Annotated in this window: 24 protein-coding genes, 1 other RNA gene, 1 pseudogene and 1 riboswitch; of the genes and pseudogenes, 7 read left to right on the plus strand and 19 right to left on the minus strand. The window is 44.3% G+C overall.

Annotated features, from left to right (window positions below):
- The first annotated feature begins 105 nt into the window (after window positions 1–105).
- Window positions 106–714 (plus strand): GNAT family N-acetyltransferase, encoded by a 609-nt coding sequence (locus tag OTK50_RS05980; protein ID WP_224223627.1) that lies wholly within the window; start codon window positions 106–108, stop codon window positions 712–714.
- Window positions 715–742: 28 nt separating this feature from the next.
- Here the strand turns inward: OTK50_RS05980 and OTK50_RS05985 are convergent, their stop codons facing one another.
- Window positions 743–1,051 (minus strand): MGMT family protein, encoded by a 309-nt coding sequence (locus OTK50_RS05985; protein WP_224223628.1) that lies wholly within the window; start codon window positions 1,049–1,051, stop codon window positions 743–745.
- 231 nt (window positions 1,052–1,282) lie between these two features.
- Between OTK50_RS05985 and OTK50_RS05990 the strand changes: the two genes are divergently transcribed.
- A complete protein-coding gene (locus tag OTK50_RS05990) occupies window positions 1,283–1,552 on the plus strand; it encodes a hypothetical protein (RefSeq protein WP_039063248.1) in 270 nt (89 codons plus the stop codon).
- Between the two features lie 518 nt (window positions 1,553–2,070).
- Window positions 2,071–2,655 carry a DUF421 domain-containing protein gene (locus tag OTK50_RS05995; RefSeq protein WP_082998659.1) on the plus strand — a complete coding sequence of 195 codons (585 nt, stop codon included), beginning with the start codon at window positions 2,071–2,073 and terminating at the stop codon, window positions 2,653–2,655.
- Window positions 2,656–2,884: 229 nt separating this feature from the next.
- Here OTK50_RS05995 and OTK50_RS06000 read toward each other — a convergent pair whose 3' ends face one another.
- Window positions 2,885–3,451: a cysteine hydrolase family protein gene (locus tag OTK50_RS06000; protein ID WP_224223629.1), complete on the minus strand. Its 567-nt coding sequence runs from the start codon at window positions 3,449–3,451 to the stop codon at window positions 2,885–2,887.
- A gap of 323 nt (window positions 3,452–3,774) precedes the next feature.
- On the opposite strand from OTK50_RS06000, the gene OTK50_RS06005 reads away from it, so the two are divergent.
- A complete protein-coding gene (locus OTK50_RS06005) occupies window positions 3,775–4,050 on the plus strand; it encodes a hypothetical protein (protein ID WP_007612144.1) in 276 nt (91 codons plus the stop codon).
- 242 nt (window positions 4,051–4,292) lie between these two features.
- Here the strand turns inward: OTK50_RS06005 and pbuX are convergent, their stop codons facing one another.
- From pbuX to OTK50_RS06030, 5 genes are all read right to left on the minus strand, one after another.
- On the minus strand, window positions 4,293–5,597 hold the full coding sequence (gene pbuX / locus OTK50_RS06010) for a xanthine permease PbuX (protein ID WP_021494222.1): 1,305 nt from the start codon (window positions 5,595–5,597) through the stop codon (window positions 4,293–4,295).
- Entirely contained in the window at window positions 5,594–6,178 is a 585-nt protein-coding gene (xpt, locus tag OTK50_RS06015) for a xanthine phosphoribosyltransferase (RefSeq protein WP_012117825.1), read from the minus strand. The genes pbuX and xpt overlap by 4 nt, the downstream gene beginning before the upstream one ends.
- 100 nt (window positions 6,179–6,278) lie before the next feature.
- Window positions 6,279–6,378: riboswitch (purine riboswitch) on the minus strand.
- Window positions 6,379–6,510: 132 nt separating this feature from the next.
- On the minus strand, window positions 6,511–8,013 hold the full coding sequence (locus OTK50_RS06020) for a carboxypeptidase M32 (RefSeq protein ID WP_088461038.1): 1,503 nt from the start codon (window positions 8,011–8,013) through the stop codon (window positions 6,511–6,513).
- 112 nt (window positions 8,014–8,125) lie between these two features.
- Window positions 8,126–10,045, minus strand: a complete 1,920-nt coding sequence (locus OTK50_RS06025) for an ATP-dependent DNA helicase (RefSeq protein WP_044802168.1) — start codon at window positions 10,043–10,045, stop codon at window positions 8,126–8,128.
- 103 nt (window positions 10,046–10,148) lie between these two features.
- Entirely contained in the window at window positions 10,149–10,340 is a 192-nt protein-coding gene (locus tag OTK50_RS06030) for a hypothetical protein (RefSeq protein ID WP_003153550.1), read from the minus strand.
- A 166-nt stretch (window positions 10,341–10,506) separates the two neighbouring features.
- On the opposite strand from OTK50_RS06030, the gene OTK50_RS06035 reads away from it, so the two are divergent.
- A complete protein-coding gene (locus OTK50_RS06035; protein ID WP_003153548.1) occupies window positions 10,507–10,659 on the plus strand; it encodes a YpzG family protein in 153 nt (50 codons plus the stop codon).
- 40 nt (window positions 10,660–10,699) lie between these two features.
- Here OTK50_RS06035 and OTK50_RS06040 read toward each other — a convergent pair whose 3' ends face one another.
- The 9 genes and pseudogenes from OTK50_RS06040 to OTK50_RS06080 form a co-directional block, all read right to left on the minus strand.
- A complete protein-coding gene (locus OTK50_RS06040) occupies window positions 10,700–11,866 on the minus strand; it encodes a THUMP domain-containing class I SAM-dependent RNA methyltransferase (protein WP_082998883.1) in 1,167 nt (388 codons plus the stop codon).
- A gap of 97 nt (window positions 11,867–11,963) precedes the next feature.
- An RNA gene (rnpB, locus tag OTK50_RS06045) (RNase P RNA component class B) lies at window positions 11,964–12,345 on the minus strand.
- A gap of 55 nt (window positions 12,346–12,400) precedes the next feature.
- Window positions 12,401–12,700 carry a cell division regulator GpsB gene (gpsB, locus tag OTK50_RS06050; RefSeq protein ID WP_003153541.1) on the minus strand — a complete coding sequence of 100 codons (300 nt, stop codon included), beginning with the start codon at window positions 12,698–12,700 and terminating at the stop codon, window positions 12,401–12,403.
- Window positions 12,701–12,779: 79 nt separating this feature from the next.
- On the minus strand, window positions 12,780–13,328 hold the full coding sequence (locus OTK50_RS06055) for a DUF1273 domain-containing protein (RefSeq protein ID WP_038458945.1): 549 nt from the start codon (window positions 13,326–13,328) through the stop codon (window positions 12,780–12,782).
- A gap of 88 nt (window positions 13,329–13,416) precedes the next feature.
- Window positions 13,417–13,653: a spore coat protein CotD gene (cotD, locus tag OTK50_RS06060; RefSeq protein WP_003153539.1), complete on the minus strand. Its 237-nt coding sequence runs from the start codon at window positions 13,651–13,653 to the stop codon at window positions 13,417–13,419.
- A gap of 83 nt (window positions 13,654–13,736) precedes the next feature.
- Window positions 13,737–13,844 (minus strand): annotated as a pseudogene (locus OTK50_RS06065) (hypothetical protein); the annotation flags it as partial.
- Window positions 13,845–13,965: 121 nt separating this feature from the next.
- Window positions 13,966–15,204, minus strand: a complete 1,239-nt coding sequence (locus OTK50_RS06070) for a ribonuclease H-like domain-containing protein (RefSeq protein WP_224223630.1) — start codon at window positions 15,202–15,204, stop codon at window positions 13,966–13,968.
- Window positions 15,205–15,223: 19 nt separating this feature from the next.
- A complete protein-coding gene (locus OTK50_RS06075) occupies window positions 15,224–17,470 on the minus strand; it encodes a DEAD/DEAH box helicase (RefSeq protein WP_224182279.1) in 2,247 nt (748 codons plus the stop codon).
- 98 nt (window positions 17,471–17,568) lie between these two features.
- A complete protein-coding gene (locus OTK50_RS06080; RefSeq protein ID WP_012117833.1) occupies window positions 17,569–18,075 on the minus strand; it encodes a PTS sugar transporter subunit IIA in 507 nt (168 codons plus the stop codon).
- Between the two features lie 138 nt (window positions 18,076–18,213).
- Here OTK50_RS06080 and OTK50_RS06085 point away from each other — a divergent pair, with 138 nt between their 5' ends.
- Window positions 18,214–18,627 carry an Hsp20/alpha crystallin family protein gene (locus OTK50_RS06085; protein WP_007612169.1) on the plus strand — a complete coding sequence of 138 codons (414 nt, stop codon included), beginning with the start codon at window positions 18,214–18,216 and terminating at the stop codon, window positions 18,625–18,627.
- 29 nt (window positions 18,628–18,656) lie between these two features.
- On the opposite strand, the gene OTK50_RS06090 is transcribed toward OTK50_RS06085, so the two are convergent.
- Entirely contained in the window at window positions 18,657–19,124 is a 468-nt protein-coding gene (locus tag OTK50_RS06090) for a YppG family protein (protein ID WP_239033985.1), read from the minus strand.
- A 186-nt stretch (window positions 19,125–19,310) separates the two neighbouring features.
- Here OTK50_RS06090 and OTK50_RS06095 point away from each other — a divergent pair, with 186 nt between their 5' ends.
- Window positions 19,311–19,493, plus strand: coding sequence for a YppF family protein (locus tag OTK50_RS06095; RefSeq protein ID WP_003153532.1), 183 nt, complete (start codon window positions 19,311–19,313; stop codon window positions 19,491–19,493).
- Between the two features lie 38 nt (window positions 19,494–19,531).
- On the opposite strand, the gene OTK50_RS06100 is transcribed toward OTK50_RS06095, so the two are convergent.
- Both OTK50_RS06100 and OTK50_RS06105 read right to left on the minus strand, forming a co-directional pair.
- The gene (locus OTK50_RS06100; RefSeq protein WP_239033984.1) at window positions 19,532–19,900 is read right to left on the minus strand and encodes a YppE family protein; all 369 of its coding nucleotides are present in this window, start codon (window positions 19,898–19,900) and stop codon (window positions 19,532–19,534) included.
- Between the two features lie 45 nt (window positions 19,901–19,945).
- Window positions 19,946–20,191, minus strand: a complete 246-nt coding sequence (locus OTK50_RS06105; RefSeq protein WP_014418233.1) for a DUF5446 family protein — start codon at window positions 20,189–20,191, stop codon at window positions 19,946–19,948.
- Window positions 20,192–20,358 lie beyond the last annotated feature (167 nt).

Below are 20,358 nucleotides of genomic sequence, written 5' to 3' on the forward strand. Positions count from 1 at the left end.
ATCGAGGATTTCATTGACCCGCCATTTTAATTTAAAATTGGCTCTTTTGAATGATAAACCGTTCGACTATACTTGATCCATTCATAAAAAAAGGTTGTGATAAGAATGCTGAAGCCCGTCCTTCTTAAAGGGTCACTCGTTCAGTTAGAGCCGATGACGATTGATCACACTCAGGCACTTTGTGAAGCTGCTTCAGAAAATAGGACGACTTACGCTTACACCCATGTTCCTGACGGAATCGAAGAAACAAAGCGTTATATTGAGCGCGCGCTTTCCGATTATGAAAAAGGACTTGCATTGCCATTTGCAGTACGGAGTATTGAAACAGACCGAATCGTCGGAAGCACGCGGTTTATGGAGGCGGAAGTGTTTACGCGGCCGGCGGACGCAGCTCCGGAAGTGTGTGAGATCGGCAGCACATGGTATGCCTCTGCCGTGCAGCGGACCGGTGTCAATACGGAATGTAAACTTCTGTTGCTGACCCATGCGTTTGACGCGCGGCAAGCTGTCAGGGTTACGCTGAAAACCGATGTTCGCAACCAGCGCTCACGAACTGCGATTTTGCGGATCGGTGCCCAATTTGAAGGAATCCGCCGCGCGCATATTCCGGCTGTCGACGGCGGCCTCAGAGATACTGCCTACTACTCCATCCTTCGGGAGGAATGGCCTTATATCCGGCAAAACCTTTCTGGCCGGCTAGCAGCATATAACTGAAAAACCTGCCGATATACGGCAGGTTTTTTTACATATTCGGATCATGGACGTATAAATTGAGATCGATCCGTCCGTCTGACGTGACCGCTACCCCCTCAGCTTCAAGAGACAGCTTCTGTACAGAAAACATCTCTTCGTCTCTCAATCCGATTTCGCCCTTTGCATTGATGACCCTGTGCCAAGGAAGACGATGCTTTTTACTCATGGAGTGAAGAATCCGCACAACCTGCCTCGCTCCCCGCGGACTTCCCGCAAGTTCGGCAATTTGACCATACGTCATCACTTTTCCTTCAGGTATCTGTTTGATAATGGCTACCGCCCGTTCCGTAAAAGTCATGCAACTCCTCATTTCGACTAAAAATGATTTCCCTAGTATCATACAACAGTTTTGACGTCATATGATGATGCCTTACTCTGGAGGCTTAAAATAAGATGGTACGAGTTAATAAAACTCATGGGGGAGAATACTTTCTTATATTCACAAAAAGTTAACATAAGTTTATATGGACAAATTTTACATACAGTTATATAATACAGTTGTATCAAATAAAAAAAGGGAGTGTTTTAAATGAAATTAAAAAAAGTTTTAACCGGTTCAGCTCTATCACTTGCTTTACTTGTTTCTGCTGCTCCTGCTTTTGCAGCAAGCCCGACTGCAGATGGCGGGAGTCATAAAACGGCAGCTCCTCAGGCAGTGTTAAAAACTATATACATCAATGCTAATACACGTGGAGAACTTCTTAATGTAACAGTATTTGCTGGAGTTAAATACTATTTAAAAGATGCCAAGCAGAACAGTGATGGCACATGGACCGGTGAATACCAAGGTTGGTTTTAAGATTATCTAAGGGATAAGAGATTTTTCTCTCATCCCTTTTTTCATAATTGTTTTCCCTACTAACCTCCTAAATACCATGATCAACGAAGAGCGTTGTGCGGCGATTCCAAGCAACCGTATTTCAAGCTCTGTCTCAGCAGCAGACCGTTGTTCCTCAATGCATTTTAGCAGGATGTCTCAGTATGCATCCTTTTTTGTTCCCAACCATGCCGCTTTTCCTATGACTTAATTGTATTAATTGACAACTCACTCGTATTTCTGGGCAAGGTTCTTCTATTTCATGCCTTACGCACTCCTTATACTCCTTGGTGTGCTTTTCAGCCACCAATATTCACCGCCGCCTCTTGTATTGGAGATTCCGAAATGAATTCACCCTCGCAGAATAGTTTCTCCAGTTAGGAAAACACCTAAAATGAATAAAATTAAATGTAAGGGCAATAATTTTTCGTGAGCAAGTACCCCATAAAACCTCTTACTTGCTCTTTTATTTTTGATAAAACACAATCCAGGGTGATAACATGAGATTTGCTTGGGAAGAATTAATTATAATTGCATTCGGAATGATTTTACTGAGAATTTCAGGGAGAAAATCCATTGCACAAATGACCATTGCACAGACAATGGTGATGATTTCAATCGGTACGATTATCGTTCACCCCATTTTAGAAACCAGTTTATTGAAAACATTAATCGCTGCGTCTATCCTTTTTAGCGCTTTGATTTTAATGGAGTGGTTTCAAGTAAAAGTAAACTGGATTGAATCTTTTTTAACCGGAAAATCTAAATTCGTTATAGAAGACGGCCAACTCAATATAGAAAACTTAAAGAAGCTGAGACTGACAGCAGATCAACTCGAAATGCGTTTAAGGCTTCTTGGCATTTCAAATATAAATACAATTAAATATGCCACTTTAGAAGCTAACGGACAATTAGGCTACGAATTAAAAGATGACTGTAAGCCTTTAACCATCAAAGACCTTAAAAAAGTGATCGATCCAAAATGTCTTAACAAAGAGCCTCAGCCTCAAAAAGATGATCAAGCCAATATATTCGAGGAAATCAAAAGTCACCAGACCCAGCACAAACCAAAAAATCTTGAATAATTCGCTGATTAGTAAAGCCTTTTGTTATTCGCCGAATCAGACCGTTAACCGCCGATCAAAACCGGTTTACAAGAAACAAAAAAAGCATCTGAAGCAGATGCCTTTTTCAATCGATATTGCGACGATGAAAAGAGTCGGTAATCCCCGTATTTTTCGAGAGGTCCTTGTATGCGCCTGAATATGCTTTTCAGCCGCCTATATCCACCGCCGCCCTTAGCCATAATGTTAGTCAGTTTATTTTTATAAAATCATTGATTAATTGATCAGTCGTTAATATTGTGGCAAATTCATCATGCAACGTGGCCAGAGATATATTGTGAATAGTCTCTGCATCATAATATGTATCATTTTGATCTCTCATTCCGAAGGCTGCTGTTGCATCTGAAATCAGGTATGTATCAAATCCTAAATTACCGCTCATCCTTGTGGTTGTTGAAACACAGTGCGGCGTAGTCAAGCCAGTGATTACGACAGTTGTTATATCATTTGCTTTTAAAAGCTCTTCTAGATTAGTCCCAATAAAGCTGCTGTTTACTTTCTTGGTTATAATGACTTCTTTATCCATAGGTTTAACGATTTCCTTTATAGCAACCCCCTCATTTTTTGGATAAAATAAAGAACCAGGTTTATCAGAAGTATGTTGTATGTATATGACTGTCCATCCTTTTTCTCTCCATAATTTCAGTATTTTGCTGATATTTTCTTCCGCCTTTACGTTATTTCGTTCTCCCCACTTTTTATCATCAAAGGCTTTTTGTACATCCACAATGATTAAAGCTTTTTTCTTTTCTGCCATCAGATAACCTCCTATATTAAATTTCGTATTTATAACATTTTAAATAAAGTTTTTACTTTTGTACAATTGATTAAATTACTATCACATCTTCCCCGTTGGAAAAGCATTGAAATATCTAAAGTTCCAAAGTTCACCAGAGGCCAGCAATATTCAACTCTTTTTCTCTATATACTTATCAATATCCTGACATAAGCCGCAACAGTGAATGAAAGGATTGCCCCTAACTAAATTCACGCTCACAAAATATTAACAAAAAAACCCTTGGTTATTTTTGTATTGTATGTAATAATACAAGTGTATTAAAAAATAAAGGAGTGTTAAAAATGAAATTAAAAAAAGTTTTAACTGGTTCTGCCTTGTCTCTCGCTTTACTCGTTTCCGCTGCCCCTGCTTTTGCATCTAGCCCTGGTAATACAAATATCGACTCAACTCAAACAAAAATTTCGACACAAGCGACCAAAGATTCTTTTACAATGGATTACCTTCATAGATGGGATATTCCAAATACAACTGTTAAGAATGGTGTTACATATTACCTTAAGAAAGTAGAGATAATCGAAGGGTTCTATCGCGCAACTTTTGAAGGATGGATTAATTAAAAGAAGGGGCTTTCCCTTCTTTTACTCTCTTTTGTAAGAATTCGTGCACAAGATACTCGTTCACGTACATATAGTTCGGGACGGTTTTTCGGCGAAATAAGGTGGAAGCTCATCACTCAATTTGTTTCTTTTCAAACAATGAAACTAATAAAAAAAGAGGATGCCTCACAAAAAGTTCAGCAACTTTCGGAAGCATCCTCGATCTGGATAAAATAAGATGTTATTTTAAAGAAAACAGATATCTAACCCTCTTGAACCCTTGTCACATCAAGGGTTTTTTTCGTTTTAGGAATCATATTATAAATAATATTCAAAAGGACGGCGGTAAAGCTTCCGGCGACGATTCCGTTTGTGGTCAGCAGATTTAAGTAAGACGGCAGGTGCTTAAACATATCGGGAACGACGGTTACACCGAGTCCCAATCCGACCGAACACGCGACGATCAGAAGGTTTTCCTGCTTTTTAAAGTCAATTTGACTGAGCATTTTAATGCCGTAGGAAATGACCATGCCGAACATGGCCACCATCGCGCCTCCCAGTACCGAAGACGGGATGATGGTCGTGAAGGCTGCGATTTTCGGAAAAAGGCCGAAGAGCATTAAAAGTGCGCCCGTGACACCGATAACCGCGTTTTTCTTAATTCCTGTCAGCTGCACGAGGCCGACGTTTTGGGAATAAGCCGTGTACGGAAAAGCATTAAAAATGCCGCTGATGAATACCGCCAGGCCTTCCGCGCGGTAGCCTTTTGCTAAATCACGTTCAGACAGGCGCCGGTTTGTCAGGTCACCGAGAGCGAAATAGACGCCTGTTGACTCAACAAGGCTGACAATGGCAACGATGGACATCGTAATAATCGGTGCCGCATGAAATGTCGGCGTCCCGAAGTAAAACGGTTTAATCATTTGAATGGCATCAGCATTCGCCACATTGTCAAATTGCACTTTTCCCATAAAATATGCGATGGCCGTCCCGATGACAATGCCGATTAAAATCGAAATGGATTTCAAAAATCCTTTTGTAAACCGATAAAGCAGCACGATGATGACGAGCACCGTAAATCCGAGGGCAAGGTTAGCCGGATCACCGAAATCCTTGCTGCCTTCCCCGCCGGCAATATGATTCATCGCGACCGGCATTAAGGTCATCCCGATAATCGTCACGACAGATCCGGTTACGACAGGCGGGAAAAACGATACGAGCTTACCAAAGAAAAACGACAGCAGAATGACAAGCAGACCCGATGCCAAAATGCTTCCGTAAATGGCTGAAATCCCGTATTCCTTACCGATCGAAATAATCGGCGCTACCGCGGTGAACGTACAGCCGAGCACAACAGGCAAGCCGATGCCGAAAAATTTATTCCTCCATACTTGAAGCAGCGTAGCCGCCCCGCACATAAAAATGTCAATTGATACGAGATATGTCAGCTGTTCTGCGTTCAGTCCCAATGCCGCTCCTACAATTAAGGGAACGACGACGGCGCCGGCATACATGGCAAGCACGTGCTGGATACCGAGGGAAAGTGTTTTGGCATAGCCGTTTTTCATGAACGGACCTCCTGTACAAATGTCACTTTTCCGTCTTCAAGCGATTGAATTCTCGCCAGCGATTCGACCCGGCATCCTTTTTTCACCAGCTCATCTCTTCCCGGCTGAAATGACTTTTCAATGACGATTCCGATCCCGCAAACCGCTGCGCCTGCTTGTTTTACGATGGATAAAAGTCCTTCTGCCGCCTGTCCGTTCGCTAAAAAGTCGTCAATGATTAACACGCGGTCATCTTTCGACAGATGATTTCCGGAGATTGCAATCTGACTTTCTGTTTTTTTCGTGAAAGAATAGACGGATGCCGTCAGCAGATCATCCGTTAATGTGAGAGACTTCCTTTTTCTCGCAAAGATGACGGGAACGCCGAGTTCAAGGCCAGCCATCACCGCAGGGGCGATACCCGAAGATTCAATTGTGACGATTTTGGTTATCTCGTCTTTTTCAAAACGGCGCGCAAATTCCCGGCCGATCTGCTGCATGAGAACCGGATCAATTTGATGGTTTAAAAAAGAATCCACTTTCAGCACTTGATCAGAAAGAACGATTCCGTCTTCTGCTATTTTTCGTTTTAATGCTTCCACAATGATTACCCCCGCTTATAAAAAATAAAAAAAAGCATTGCCCGCTCTCCAAAAAAAGAGCAAGCAATGCCGAATGATCTACACGCAACGGCCGAATAAAGCCGTTCCATTGCTCACTCATAGTCGGACATTTACGGTGACCGGTAGAAACTTGCGTGCCATATCCACGCGATTATATGAGTGTTTGTATGATATTAATCAAATTATAACAAGATACACTTCTTTTGCATAGTGAAATTTGAATATTTCCGAACTTTTACAAAGAATCGGTTTCGATTATTCGTGTTTTTAGAATTTTTAGAAAAACGCCCGGTGTATGCCGGGCGTTTCGTTTATAAATATAAATTTGAATATTTGCCGACGAGATACTCAATGAGATATTGAACGTTCAGCTCTTCTCCCGTTGCATCTTTTATGATGTCAAGCGGCATTTTGCGTCTTCCGTGCTGATGAACCTTTTCTGTCAGCCATTGTTTAATCGGCTCAAAATCGCCCCGTTCTATTAATTGGTCAAATTCAGGCAGATCGTCAAGCATGGTATGCTTCAGCTGTGCCGCATACATATATCCGAGCGCATAGGAAGGGAAATAGCCGAAATCGCCGCCCGCCCAATGTACGTCCTGCAAAATGCCTTTTGCGTCAGATGGCGGCGTAATGCCTAAATAATCATGATATTTTTGATTCCACAATGCAGGCAGTTCTTCCACTGTCACTTCATTGCTGAAAATTGCTTTTTCAATTTCATAACGGATAATAATATGAAGCGGATATGTCAGCTCATCGGCTTCAATTCGGATAAATGTCGGTTTCGCCTCATTTACGGCGCGTACAAAGTCCTCTCTATTCACATCTTGAAATTGATCAGGCGAAGCCTCAACCATTTTTTCATAATAGGCGGTCCAGAAATGTTGATTTCTGGCGATAAAGTTTTCATAAAATAACGATTGGGATTCATGAATTCCCATGGATGCACCGTCAGATAAGTTCGTTCCGCTCAGCGCTTCGTCAATATTCTGCTCGTAGATCGCATGCCCGCATTCATGAATCGTTCCGAAAATCGCCGTGCGGAAATCGTTTTCGTCATATCTGGTCGTCACCCGTACATCGCCCCGGTTGATTGTCGTCGCAAACGGATGCACCGTCTCGTCCAGGCGGCCGCCGTCAAAATCATACCCGAACTCTTTTAAGAAATACAAGGAGAGGTCTCTTTGCTGTTCTTTCGGAAATGTTTTTGTGATAAAGGCTGTGTCCGGTTTATTGCCGGATGCCGTCACTTTTTTGATAAGCGGAATGATCGCTTCCTTCAATTCAGAAAACAGCTGATCCAGCACCTTTACCGTAACACCCGGTTCGAAAATATCGAGCAATGCATTGTATGGGTGATCTTCATAGCCCCAATACGAAATAAACCGCTTATTAAAATTAATCAGCTTCTCAAGGTACGGAGCAAACATAGAGAAATCAGAGGCCGCCTTTGCATCCTCCCAAGCCGTTTCAGCTTTCGATGTTAAAATGACATATTCTTTATACTCATCTTCAGGAATTTTTTTATTATGATCATAATCTTTTTTCGCAAGTTCCGCCGCTTTCACTGTATCTTCAGAGAGCTCTTCGGCATGCACGAGAAGGATGTCGATCAGTTCTTTCATCCGGTCGGATGTCTGGATTTGAAAAACGTCAGCCGACAGCTGTCCGATGCTTTCCGCCCGGTCATCAGAGCCTTTTTTCGGGGCTCCCGTTCTTAAGTCCCAGTGCATAAGTGCAATGGCTTCGACATAGTGGGATACTCTTTTTAACAGATTAAAAAACTCTTTTTCATATGTATGTAAATCCATATCCATTCCCCTCCCTTTTCACTATCAATTACAGGCTAATGGAATGCCGTGATAAAGTCAACTTCCCGGATTTAAAAAAGCCGCAGGATAAGAATCCTGCAGCTTTTGTGTTTTATACGATTTTCGGTGTAACAGGCAAGATCTTTTTGACTTCGGCCAGGACCCGTTCACTTTCTCCGCCCGCATAAATGGATATGGTTCCGCTGTCCTGATTAGAACGGATGAGGCGGCCGATTCCCTGCCGGACTCTCAAGAGCATGTACGGCAGATCAACTTCCTCAAACGGATCTTTTTTCGCTCCGTTCCGCTTTGCGGTAAACACGGGATCATGAGGCGGATACGGCAATGCCCAAATGGTCACATTCCGGAGCGAGTCACCTGGAATGTCAAGACCTTCCCATAAGTGGACGGAACAAAGCACGGATTCTTCATCCCGCTGGAATTTTTCGACCAGACTGCTGATCTCTTCATCACCTTCGTAGTATATCGGATACGGCAGCTCCCACGCGGCAGCCTGTTCTTTAAATTCCTTCATGTCTTCAAAGGAAGGGAAAAGAACGAGGGTGCGTCCTTCATTCTTCTTAATGGTTTCAATCGTTTCGGCTGTTTTCTGCTCAGACGTCATGTCACCGTAAAGCGCAACAGACATTTGCTCCTCGTAATCGTACGGAGATTCAACGGTGAATGATAAAGGATCACGGATTCCGAGGCTGTCAGCGATATAATCAAATGAACCGCCCTCAGAAAGAGTGGCCGATGAGAAAATATAAGGGATCTTTTTAGAAAAGACCTTTTCTCCCAAAACTTCGGCTACTGTTCTCGGCATAACGACAAACGTTGAGTCTGTATCCCGCGTTTCAAGCCAGCTGATGGCATCCTTTTGATACAGCGACAGAGAATATGCCATTTGTTCGACGTATTCTTCTACAACTGACAGCTCGTACTTATCGATCGTATACATTTCCGATTCAAATACGAGCGCCTCGCCGATTTTATCGAGCAGACGGCACAATTCGTCAGCCGCACGCTTAACACGCTGATCGTTTTGGATGTCCAATCGGTGAGAGCCGGCGATTTCCTTCGATTCCTCTGACAGCACATAGAAAAACTCATCGTTTGCGGCAAGGGCATCTTCAATCAGTTCGGCGAATTCCTCTCTGATGTCATTTTGAAGCAGGCGCTCTAAAAACAGCTCGAGCGTCGACTGCTTCACGCGATAGGTTAACGCTTTTTGCGCGGCGAATTCCAGCAAATGTCCTTCATCAAACACGACGGCGCTGTGATCCGGCAAAAGCGGCAGCTGTCCTTCCCTTTTGCGTGATTCTTCCGTCCATACATGTTCCATGTAGAAATCATGGGAGCAAACAATCAGATCCGTTGATTTTCTGTAATGATCTCTTGAAAGTGTTAAACCGCATCTATGTCTCATATCACATGTTAAACAATCTTGGAAGGAATCATAGCTGACGCCTGCCCACTCTTCATTCGTCAGATCAGCGTACTGTTTGCGGTCGCCGTACGGATAAAAGCGCTGCATCGCTTGTGATTCGTGTACGAATGAAGGCAGCGACTCATAAAGATCCAGCCACTTTTCATCATCAGAACGCTGCATCGTTTTCTCCAGCTTTTTCAGACACAGATACTGCTCATGGGATTTGGACAGCCGTGTATCAATCTGCAGATCCAAATGTTCTGTCAGCTTGGAAATGTCGCCTTCTTTTTTGACAAGCTGTTCAATTAACGTTTCATCGGCGCATGCGATAATGGCCGGTTTACCAGTATATCTGGCATAGCTGATGGCAAACAGCAGATACACCAGCGTTTTCCCCGTACCGACTCCTGCCTCAGCGAACATGACCTTTTTCTCTTTAAATGCCCGTTCAAGCTGAAACGCCATAAATACCTGCTCATCCCGAAGGTCAAAGCCTTTCTCGGGAAGGATATCGTAAAACACGTCACCAATCCAATTGTTCAATTCTTCATAAAAATTCTTTTCTTTTGTTAAAGCAAAAGGCAAACGTGATGTTGTCACCCAACTCCAACCCCTAACTATTCGGCATTCAGACCATCTATAATATCATTTAACCCTTTTCAATACAATAAAAAAACTTGGCCTCGCCAAGTTTTTGCCATTATCATTTCCGGTTAATGATATGTGTACATAGGAACGGATGGTCTGTTGAATGTGTATGTTTTACCGCATTTTCAAGTTCTTCCTGTGCGTGTGTCATGGCGGAAGGACCGAACTCCGCTCCGGCTTCCTCCAACCGGAAAGCAGTTGCGTCTAACGCCTTTTGTATTTTACTGAAGTGCTCGCTGTTCAGCATAAAATAAGATCACCTCTCAAATAGAAATAATCATCATTCTATGCCGATGCTTCACTTTCTATACATGCCATTCTGAATGATCCGCACCTGACCTGCACAAACTACAACAGATATTCGATTGAATATCCATCTTCACAAAATTATTCTATCCGGGAGTGATGGTTACATGAGTTATAAAGATCGATTAGATCAGCATTCTGAATTGTTTCATCACAATTGGACGCGGCCGAAACGCTCTAAATCGCAAGTGAACGGCCACACCGAAATGTCCCAGACCAACATTATTTTACGGAGCAACGCAAAAGCGCACCGCTGGTAATGGCAGAATAAAACGTAAAGATGCCGGAGAAGACGCTGTTTCAGGCGTCTTCTCTTTGTTGCGGCTTTTTCCGCTGCGGCCGCACTTTAGCCCAGTACTGATAATAATCCGTTTTGATAAAACCGTTAAAGAGCTTCCGTTTTTTGGTTGCTTTTCTTCCGTAGACCTCTTCAAATTGTTCATTTGACGTTAACATGTAGACAGACCATGTATCAAGAGATTCAAATGCCCGGCCCATTTCTTTATACATCTGCTCGACTTCCCTTTTTTCGCCGAGCCGTTCGCCGTACGGAGGGTTTCCGACGATTACGCCGTATTCGAGTTTCGTCGTAAAATCCTGCACCCGCATTTGTTTGCATTCGATCAGGTCACCAAGTCCCGCTTCTTCTGCGTTTTCTTTGGCGATGTTTACCATCCGGTGATCCACATCACTGGCAAAGATCTGCAGCGGCTGATCATAGTTCGCCTTTTCTTCCACTTCAAGACGCGCCTTGTCCCACAGTTCTTTTCCGATCCATTCCCAGTCCTCTGAAACAAAATCACGGTTAAAACCGGGAGCAATGTTTTGCCCGATTAAAGCGGCTTCGATGGCGATCGTGCCGGAACCGCAGAACGGATCAACGAACGGACGGTCAGGCGTCCAGTTGGTTAACTGAATTAACGCGGCAGCGAGCGTCTCTTTAATCGGAGCTCCTCCCTGATCAACCCTGTATCCTCTTTTGTGAAGGCCTGTTCCTGATGAATCCAGTGTAAGTACGGCTTTATCTTTTAAAAGGGAAATCTCCACCTTATACTCAGGGCCCGTTTCTTCAATCCATTCATTTTGTTTTCCTGATTGCAGTTTCAGCTTTTCCGCTATCGCCTTTTTGACGATCCGCTGGCAGTCAGGCACACTGGCAAGCACTGATTTCACGGACTTTCCGATAACGGGGAACTTGGCGTTTTCCGGAATGTACGCGTGCCAGTCAATCGCTTTTGTTTTTTCAAACAGCTCATCAAACGTTTTCGCCTGAAACTCGGCGACCTGTACCTTGATGCGGTCAGCCGTCCGCAGCCATAAGTTAGCGCGGCAGATCGCAAGCGCATCTCCTTCAAAAATGACTTTTCCGTTGTCTACTTTGCATTCATAACCTAAATCACGCACTTCTTTGGCGACGATCGCTTCGATTCCCATCGGCGCCGTCGCTATTAGTGTGTACTTCTTCATCGTATCACCCTGTCTCTTTTTAAGCTTTCGTTTCATTCAAGATAAAAGCTCCCCTTTAAAGGAGAGCTCTAATTTGTCATATCAATAATGTTTAACGTTCTGTAAGCCATGTTTTGTTCCGTCGTACTGCAATCGGCTCATCACCTCGTACTCAGGCGGCAATCATCTATCTACAGAAAGCATTCTGTCCTTCTATCTGTTCAATTCCTTCAAGAAGGTTCCCCTACCAAAATTTGGGTTTCTCGCTCGAGGGGTTTACCGCGTTCCACTCTCACCATTTCTGATGAGACTTCGTCACTGTGGCACTTTCAAGGATACTCAGCCATATCCGGAGACGTAGGCTTTTTTCCTGCCGTCAGCCTATCAAGGCTGCCCTAGCTTATTTCTTCGCTAGGCACGAACACTACGGGCATCTCAGCACCGTGCGAGCATGGACTTTCCTCTACAGATTCAAAGATCTGCAGCGATTACCCGAACGTTAAGAACACTTGTTCATTATAAAGCAACTTGTCTCATTTGACAAGTGCTTCTGCCTTATTCGTCATAAAGTTTGCTGCCGAATACATGCTTCTCAAGGTTGGACAGCCTTTTCAGAATGTCAAAGTTGGTTGTATTGGACTGCACCGGCTGTTTTTTGCTTGCTTCTTCAAGCTGTTTTTTCAGCTGCAGATTTTCTTGCTGCAGTTCTTCAATTTCTTGATGAAAGGTTTCATAATCCTTAATAATCATATCTAAAAATTTGTCAACGTCTTCTTGTCTGTAACCTCTAACGCCTGTTTTAAATTCTTTTTCCAAAATGTCTTTCGCAGAAAGCTTTACTTTATCAGCAAGCATCTTTTTCACCTCATATCGTGAATCATCATGTTATATTTTATTCAGAAACACGTCCCGTTGTCAAATATTCTCTGACGTGTTATGTAAAGAAATCTTCTTCTTCAACGGCGGCACGGAGATCATCCATCGTAATCGAATAAATCGGATATCCGTCTGTTTCACGGCGTTTTTCTGCCTGCTGCAGCATATATTTCGGCGATCCTTCCATTTCAGGATCATATAAAAGCAAAAGCGCATCTGACTTTTCAATAAAGAACGCGTTTTTCTGCCGGAATTGGAGCGGACTTTCGTACGGCCGATGCGTCAGGCTCTCCTCATAATCTGCCTGAGCAAGCACCGCTTCATACATTTCTTTATTCGGATCCTTCCACTTTTCCTCCTGGCCGTAGAAAGGTGTGATAACGGCAACCTTTAATTCCGGATACTCTTCTCTGAGATCGTACGCCGTTTCTGCCGCCCAAAGCTCAGTCCCCAGCTGTCCGGATATGAGAATCCATTCCAAGCCTTCGTCAATAAAGCTTCTGAGTCTCGTTTCTATCGCCTTTTTTATATAAACAAGCGCCCGGTCATCCTGTTTAAAAATCCCGAGTTCAAACGGCTTGTATCCTGTTACGGCTAATACTTTCAATTGATCACCTGCTTAAAAAATGGGGCTCCCCATCGGGCCCCATTTTGATTTGCTGATATCCTAACCGATCTTGCTTAAGCGTTCAATACTAATGATCGCAGCAAGGGCTTCCGCACTGAAAATGCTGGTGAGTTGTCGGGTCAACATTTGAAAAAGTGTGCGGATAGTAATGAACGTGCTCAAAGTTGTGGTGATTTACGTTAGTTGTATGTTGCGGATGAATATGCGGCACAACCGTGTTAGAAAAGCAATGGTGTTCACAGCAATGAGTCGGATGGACAATCGGCGGCATCACGTTTGGTCTGCAACAATGATGATGAAACATGCTAAATCCCCTCTCCATTAACTTTTATTACACTGTTAGGTTATGAAGAAAAGAGGGTACATGTTCTAATTCAATCACCCAATTTAAAAGTGCGTCAGCAAACTGTCTTTAAAATTCGAAAATACAAACGCAATCAAAAAAACCACGACAAAGAACAAGTAAAAAACACCTTTATACATACCAACTCTCCCCTATAAATAACTAACGCTATTTTACAAGATGCGGCACCATTCTACAACAAAATCGATGCGGATTCAGAAAAAAATATTTTTGGCGAAACAGCTCGGCTTTTGCGCTTTCCCGGGCAATATTTCAAGAGGAATATTTCCTCTTGAGCCGGGCAATTCTCACATGGAGCTTCTCGGCTTCTTTTTCCGATATTTCCCCGTCTTCTGCCGCCTGCTGCGCGACCTGCAGCGCTTTTTTGTAATCTTTTGCGTGATGTTCAAAATAGATCGCCAGCTCTACCGCTGATTGGTGTCTGCATATGTGAAGAGCAGAGCCCGTCAGTTTCTCCCAAAGGGGCACGGCGTCTTGCCTGCGGTTTTGTTTTTTATAAAGCATTGCTAAGTCAAAAAGGGCCCGATCCGAATCTTCAAAGGCTTTGCCTTGCAGCGCTTCCAGCTGTGAAACAGCCCGATCGGTTTCTTTATGAGCGATAAACCATTTCGCCATGGCGTATGCTTCCTGACGTTCTGACGTTTGATCAGAAGATGCAAAAATCTTTTTTGACATATGGATGTAAAGAGCGATGAGGGAAAGCACATCTTGTTCATTATGTGAGAGCACTCCCTTTAAAAGAGCCGGGTCCTCCGCCTTTAAAAATTGAAAATACAGCATCGGCGCCAAATAACCAGGTGTGTCTTCGTCCCTTTTAAAAGCAAGCTCTTCATTTTCAACCGCTGAAAGCGATACACGCTCTAATTTATGTTTCCAAAGCCGTCTCGCCCCGTGCAGAAGATCAAAGTGACCGAAGGCAGGAAGTTTCGGAAGCCTGTCCCGCAGCAATGTATGCCTAGTTTTTACCTGCGGCCAGTCAAAGGCTTTTCCGTTATACGTAACAAGAGACGTAATGTCAACCTCACTTAAAAAGCTTTTGTAAAGAGCCGTCTCGTTTCCCGGTTTAGGAAGCAGATGCTGTTTAACCGCGACACGGTCTTCATACACTCTTGCATGACCGAGCAAAAAGATCATATTGCCGGCCCCGCCGCCGAGGCCGGTCGTTTCAGTATCAAAGAAGAACAGCTGGCTTTTTTCGTATCCTTCTGCTGATAAAGTATGTGTCAAACCGCCTTTATTCCATAATGCCATGACGTCATCAAGTTCACTGAAGCTGTACCGTCCGTGACGGTGCGAAAGCGGATAGACGGTTTCACGGATAAGACAGTATTCATCCTCAAAAAAGAAAGGCTTCACTCCGAATGCCTCCCATTCTTCTCTAAATGGGACTTGAATATCCGGGACCGAAAGTTGTGAAGCTGCCGGCTTTTTTTCAGCTTCCGGCACATTCAGGTGGTTTTTCATCCGCTTTAATTTATTTTTCAAGGACATCTTTCGTCCCCCTTTTCTTTTACACGTAATTCAAGAGCCGGAGTATCGCTTTCTTTGCATCTATTCCTTCTATTTCGGAACCGATGCAGGAAGGACATCCGTCTTGACATGGACATTGTCTGATCAGGCGCTCAGCCCCTTCATTGATTTCATCAAATCGCTTATATACTTCATCAGCAAGTCCGATTCCGCCCGGATAATGATCATACAGAAAGATTGTCGGAAGTCCGGTATGTGCGGCTTTGATTTGCGGCACGACATGCACGTCATTTCGGTCGCACATGACGTATACAGGCACGATATGCTGCAGGACGTGGGCAATGCCTAAAAGCAGCTGTTCAAGCGTTTTTTCGCCGATCTCCGAATCCGTCTCTTTCAATTCAAGCCACGCAGCACTGGTATGCAGTTCTTCTTCTGGAAGATGAATCGGCCCTGATCCTATATTTTCAAATGTCGTCATTTTAATTTTTTTAAATATTGTCGGAAGTGCGTTCACGGTTACATCGCCGAAATGTAAGGCCGTTTTCTTTCTGCTGTCCGTTCTGTCAATGTCCAGCACTTTCAGCTGCACCGCTAAATTGGCATCTGTATAATATTCGACATCGACCTTTCGCACGTACGCTTTTTTATGGTCCCAATCAAGCTTTTCAACCTGGTACTGCACCCCTTCATGAAGATAAATCGCTTCATCATGAAGAAGCGTCATCGCGCTGAAGCGGTCCATTTCTCCGATGATTTTTACATCAGCCGTCTCTGACCGGTCAACAATGACCACGTTTTCCTGTGACGCCGAACGGAGACTGATGTTGGAGGCGGGAAAAGATTCGCTCGCCCAGTGGTAGCGTTCGCGGTTTTCGTGAAGCACCCCTTCTTCCTCTAAATACTCAAGAATGTCTCTTGCATCATTTTCTCCGAATGTTTCATCGGCTCTGAAAGGCAGCTCATACGCGGCGCATTTCAGGTGATCGACCAGTATAATGAGATTATCGGGATTAATCCTTGCAGATTCAGGCGAGCGTTTAAAGAAATAATCAGGATGGCGCACAATATATTGGTCAATCGGATCAGAGTTCGCCACCATCACGATAAGCGCCTCTCCCTGCCGCCGTCCGGCCCGGCCCGCCTGCTGCCATGCGCTCGCGACACTGCCCGGGTACCCCGTCATCACGCAGACCTGAAGCTGGCCGATATCAACGCCGAGCTCCAGCGCGTTTGTGCTGACAACGCCGAGAATGCTGCCGTCTCTTAACCCCCGCTCTATTTCTCTTCTTTCTTTCGGAAGATATCCGCCGCGATAGCCTCTGACAGACTTCGAGCCGATTTCTTTTTTTACGATCTCCTGAATGTGGCTTAAAATAATTTCAACCCGGACACGGCTTCTGGCAAAAACAATCGTCTGGATCTTATTTTTTAAAAAAGTTTTGGCAAGTTCGTTCACTTCCACGGTGGCGCTTTTTCGAATATGCAGCGGTTTATTTACAATCGGAGGATTGTAAAAAGCAAAGTGCTTTCTTCCGGCCGGGGCTCCGTTGTCGTCAATCAGGCGCACAGATTTTCCCGTCAGCTGCTCCGCCAACTCCCTCGGATTGGCGATTGTGGCGGATGTGCAGATAAATGACGGCTTGCTTCCGTAAAAAGCGCAGATTCTCATTAAACGGCGGATGACGTTCGCCACATGGCTGCCGAATACGCCCCGGTACGTATGTAATTCATCAATGACGATATATTTCAGGTTTTCAAACAGACTCACCCATTTTGTATGGTGGGGAAGAATGGCTGAATGAAGCATATCGGGATTTGTAATCACAATATGCCCGGCCTTTCTGACTTTCTGCCTGATGGCCGGAGACGTATCTCCGTCATAGGTGAAGCTTTTAATGTCCATGCCCGTCTCGTCTATGATTTCGTTCAGCTCGCTTTTTTGATCCTGCGCGAGCGCCTTTGTCGGAAATAAATAAAGCGCGCGGCTTGAGGCATCTTCCGCGATAGACTGAAGAACCGGAAGATTATAGCACAGTGTTTTTCCGGAGGCCGTCGGTGTGACAGCTACAATGCTTTCTCCGTTTTGAACCGTCTGAAAAGCGGAGTATTGATGTGTAAAGAGCCGCTCGATCCCCCTCTTTTCGAGAGCCGCCCGAATGTTCGGATCTACTTGCTCCGGCATCGGCATGGTTTTCGCCTCCCGCGGTTCCTCTTCATGCCAATGCACAATATTTTCATGATTTTTTAATTCCTGAATCAGTTCGTTCAGTGATTTTTTCTTCATCGTTCACACCTCTTTATGAGGTACAGTTTACCGAATATTTGTTTGCCTGGCTAGATGAAAATCCTGCACAAGAAAAAAAGCAGGGAATCAGCCCCTGCCTACTTCATTTTTATCGTAAAAAGCTCTGTTTGTCCTTTTTTCGCTTCATTTGCGCCTGCAAATTGCAAAGGTTCTGCGGCATCGCCATTCATAATCACCATAGGGATGACGGTGCTGCTTGCTTTTTCTTTTATTAAATCCAGCCGGCACGTTAAAAGCAGATCGCCTGTTTTCACTTTGTCTCCTTCTTTTACATGCGCTTCAAAGCCTTCGCCGTTCATATTGACGGTATCCAAACCGACATGTATCAAAAGTTCCGCTCCGGAAAGGGTGCGGATGCCGACAGCATGTTTTGTATGGAACAGCTGAATCACTTCTCCCTCAACCGGTGAAACAATGTCTCCGTTTGCAGGCTCGACGGCGATCCCGTCCCCCATCATTTTTTGTGAAAATACGGGATCCGGCACTGAAGCCAAATCCATCACCGCTCCGTCAGCCGGAGAAAAAATCACTTCCTCGGCCGGCTTTTTCCGGCTGTCTCCCAATCCGAATAATTTTTTCAGCAATGTGTTGTGCTCCCCTTCCTAAATGTGAATCCGTTACCAGTTTATTCTCCACTATTTAACCATACTTTCTTTTTTCCTTCAATTCTTAACCATACGGCATAACATCGCATAGTCTGTTTGTAAAAAGGCGGTGGTCATATGGATCAATCACAAAACGATAAACTTGATCCGCAAAGAAATGAGGACATCATCAGCCATGCGATGGACCAATTTTTTCACTCAGGTCCTTTCGCAGAATTGATGCAGGGTTTTCAGCACCTTGTCAATTCGGCTTTTACTGAAGCGCAAGTGACGATTGACGTCAGAGAAGAGCCGACGGGCCTCGCGGTTGATATCGGCGTCCCCGAGACGTTCCGTGACGGGGATATGCTGGTGGAAACGAAAGGGTGCTACCTTCACGTTACAATCCGCTACGATCATAAACAGGCTCATTCATCCCATGTGTCTTCAAGCATGACAAGAACCGTTGTCCTCCCGTATAAGGTGAGTGAAGAAGATATGGAAACATCCTGGAATGAACAGACGCTTACCCTCTTTTTCCCTAAAAAATAAGCATGAATGATGGATATCATTCATGCTTTTTATTTGAAGATACTGGTGAGGCCTTTCACCAGCGATCCGACCTGATTTACGGCGCTTACCATCTGCCCCGTTGTATCCATCATTTTATTAAAGTCAAACTGTCCGTTCGTTTTTTTAAACTGGGAGAGTATGCCTGAGAATTGGGAAGACTGCTGCTGATTCGGTCTGGGAACGGGGTAAGGATTCACAAACCCCGGCTGTCCCCCGGGCATGCCTGCCTGAGGAGGAGGGGGAGCAAACGGCTGCTGCATATGACCGTATTCCTGATTCGGATAAAATTGCTGCGGGTACTGCCCTTGCTGATGATATGGCGGCGGCGGCAATGGCTGTATCTGCTGCGGATACGGCGGCTGTAATGGCTGTATCTGCTGCGGACTCGGCTGCTGCAGCGGCTGTATCTGCTGCGGGTAGAAATATCCCGCCGGCTGCTGGTACATATTTTGATATGGCTGCGCTCTCCATTGCATATGACATTCCCCCTTGTCTCTCACTAAGTTTCTGCTATATATGTATGAATTCCGCCTTGGTTATGTGCTTTCGGAGATTCTGATCTTTGTCAAATGCTGTCGAAAGTCTTAATTTTTTAAAAACAGAAAAAAGTCGAATCGTTATGTTACCATAATCTCAACATACATGAGAGGGGATGCACCATTATGAACGTATCATACTTAAGAAAGCGTTTTGCTGAAGTGAAAAAATATGAAACAGATTGTGCAGATAAACTGATGGACTTTGCAAAATTCCTCTATATTCAAGGCCATCTCACCGCAACCGAATTTCGAAACAGTATGAAGGTTCTCGAAGCAAGTGGAGCAGAAAACCCGGCGTATGAATAACATACCCGACCCCTTTATATAAAAGAAGGCAGCCGTTTTCAGCTGCCTTCTTTTTCAATTTCATCCCTTAATATACGAAGCGTATATAAAACAGATTCAGTTAAATCCCTGTATCTTTTTTTATGAATATGATGAACATATGATTGGAGCATCAGCTCTCCGAAATTTTCTGTAACGGCCTGAATTTGTGCGTGATGAACGTATTTCGGACGGTTTTCCTGAATAAACGCAAGCGCTGCTTCTGTCCAAAGCGCGCAAAGCCGGTCTCTTTTTCCAACATCGGGTTTAATAATCTCAAAAAAATCATATGAACAGCCTGACTCTTTTCCATCCTGATACCTTTTTTCGGCTTCCAGAACCGCCTCTATCATTTGTTCTGTCAGCTCCAATAACGACTGTGTCTGCAAACGGACTCACCTCAGTACATATGGTACCAAAGTTTTTGCATAAAATCAGCTGATCCGGCAGGCTCTCGGCAAATCCTTTTTACGCCGGTCAGCCAAAAACAGGTCATCAATACAAACATGAAGCTCCCGCGCCTCTTCCTCAAGGCGGGAAAGTTTCTCCTGCCTGATTTCTTCAGCTTCCGCCTGACAGGATCTGACTGCTTGGGTAAGCGTCTTTTCAGCAGCAGAAATCCGGATTTCGATATCAGAAAGCAGACGGAGAATATCAGCCTTGCTCGTGTAAACAGACATTCATGTTCCTCCCTTTTATCACTTGCGTCTCTTTAGAATATAATTCTCGTTTTCATACCGCTCTCCTCTGCACATGACAAAACTAGAAGCAGTTCGGCAAACAAACAGAGATTATCCTAAAAGGCGTGCCTTTCGACAAAAAAGTGCCGCAAACTTTGTATGAACCG

Origin of the sequence: Bacillus sp. NEAU-CP5, from assembly GCF_026420705.1 — a bacterium.
In the GTDB taxonomy this organism is placed as follows: Bacteria; Bacillota; Bacilli; order Bacillales; family Bacillaceae; genus Bacillus; species Bacillus velezensis.

Bases quoted from the DNA above. Each gene is read 5' to 3' on its own strand.
- OTK50_RS05980 (WP_224223627.1), top strand. From the start codon at position 106: ATGCTGAAGCCCGTCCTTCTTAAAGGGTCACTCGTTCAGTTAGAGCCG.
- OTK50_RS05985 (WP_224223628.1), bottom strand. From the start codon at position 1,051: ATGACTTTTACGGAACGGGCGGTAGCCATTATCAAACAGATACCTGAA.
- OTK50_RS05990 (WP_039063248.1), top strand. From the start codon at position 1,283: ATGAAATTAAAAAAAGTTTTAACCGGTTCAGCTCTATCACTTGCTTTA.
- OTK50_RS05995 (WP_082998659.1), top strand. From the start codon at position 2,071: ATGAGATTTGCTTGGGAAGAATTAATTATAATTGCATTCGGAATGATT.
- OTK50_RS06000 (WP_224223629.1), bottom strand. From the start codon at position 3,451: ATGGCAGAAAAGAAAAAAGCTTTAATCATTGTGGATGTACAAAAAGCC.
- OTK50_RS06005 (WP_007612144.1), top strand. From the start codon at position 3,775: ATGAAATTAAAAAAAGTTTTAACTGGTTCTGCCTTGTCTCTCGCTTTA.
- pbuX (WP_021494222.1), bottom strand. From the start codon at position 5,597: ATGAAAAACGGCTATGCCAAAACACTTTCCCTCGGTATCCAGCACGTG.
- OTK50_RS06020 (WP_088461038.1), bottom strand. From the start codon at position 8,013: ATGGATTTACATACATATGAAAAAGAGTTTTTTAATCTGTTAAAAAGA.
- OTK50_RS06030 (WP_003153550.1), bottom strand. From the start codon at position 10,340: ATGCTGAACAGCGAGCACTTCAGTAAAATACAAAAGGCGTTAGACGCA.
- OTK50_RS06035 (WP_003153548.1), top strand. From the start codon at position 10,507: ATGAGTTATAAAGATCGATTAGATCAGCATTCTGAATTGTTTCATCAC.
- OTK50_RS06040 (WP_082998883.1), bottom strand. From the start codon at position 11,866: ATGAAGAAGTACACACTAATAGCGACGGCGCCGATGGGAATCGAAGCG.
- gpsB (WP_003153541.1), bottom strand. From the start codon at position 12,700: ATGCTTGCTGATAAAGTAAAGCTTTCTGCGAAAGACATTTTGGAAAAA.
- cotD (WP_003153539.1), bottom strand. From the start codon at position 13,653: ATGTTTCATCATCATTGTTGCAGACCAAACGTGATGCCGCCGATTGTC.
- OTK50_RS06070 (WP_224223630.1), bottom strand. From the start codon at position 15,204: ATGTCCTTGAAAAATAAATTAAAGCGGATGAAAAACCACCTGAATGTG.
- OTK50_RS06075 (WP_224182279.1), bottom strand. From the start codon at position 17,470: ATGAAGAAAAAATCACTGAACGAACTGATTCAGGAATTAAAAAATCAT.
- OTK50_RS06085 (WP_007612169.1), top strand. From the start codon at position 18,214: ATGGATCAATCACAAAACGATAAACTTGATCCGCAAAGAAATGAGGAC.
- OTK50_RS06090 (WP_239033985.1), bottom strand. From the start codon at position 19,124: ATGCAATGGAGAGCGCAGCCATATCAAAATATGTACCAGCAGCCGGCG.
- OTK50_RS06095 (WP_003153532.1), top strand. From the start codon at position 19,311: ATGAACGTATCATACTTAAGAAAGCGTTTTGCTGAAGTGAAAAAATAT.
- OTK50_RS06105 (WP_014418233.1), bottom strand. From the start codon at position 20,191: ATGTCTGTTTACACGAGCAAGGCTGATATTCTCCGTCTGCTTTCTGAT.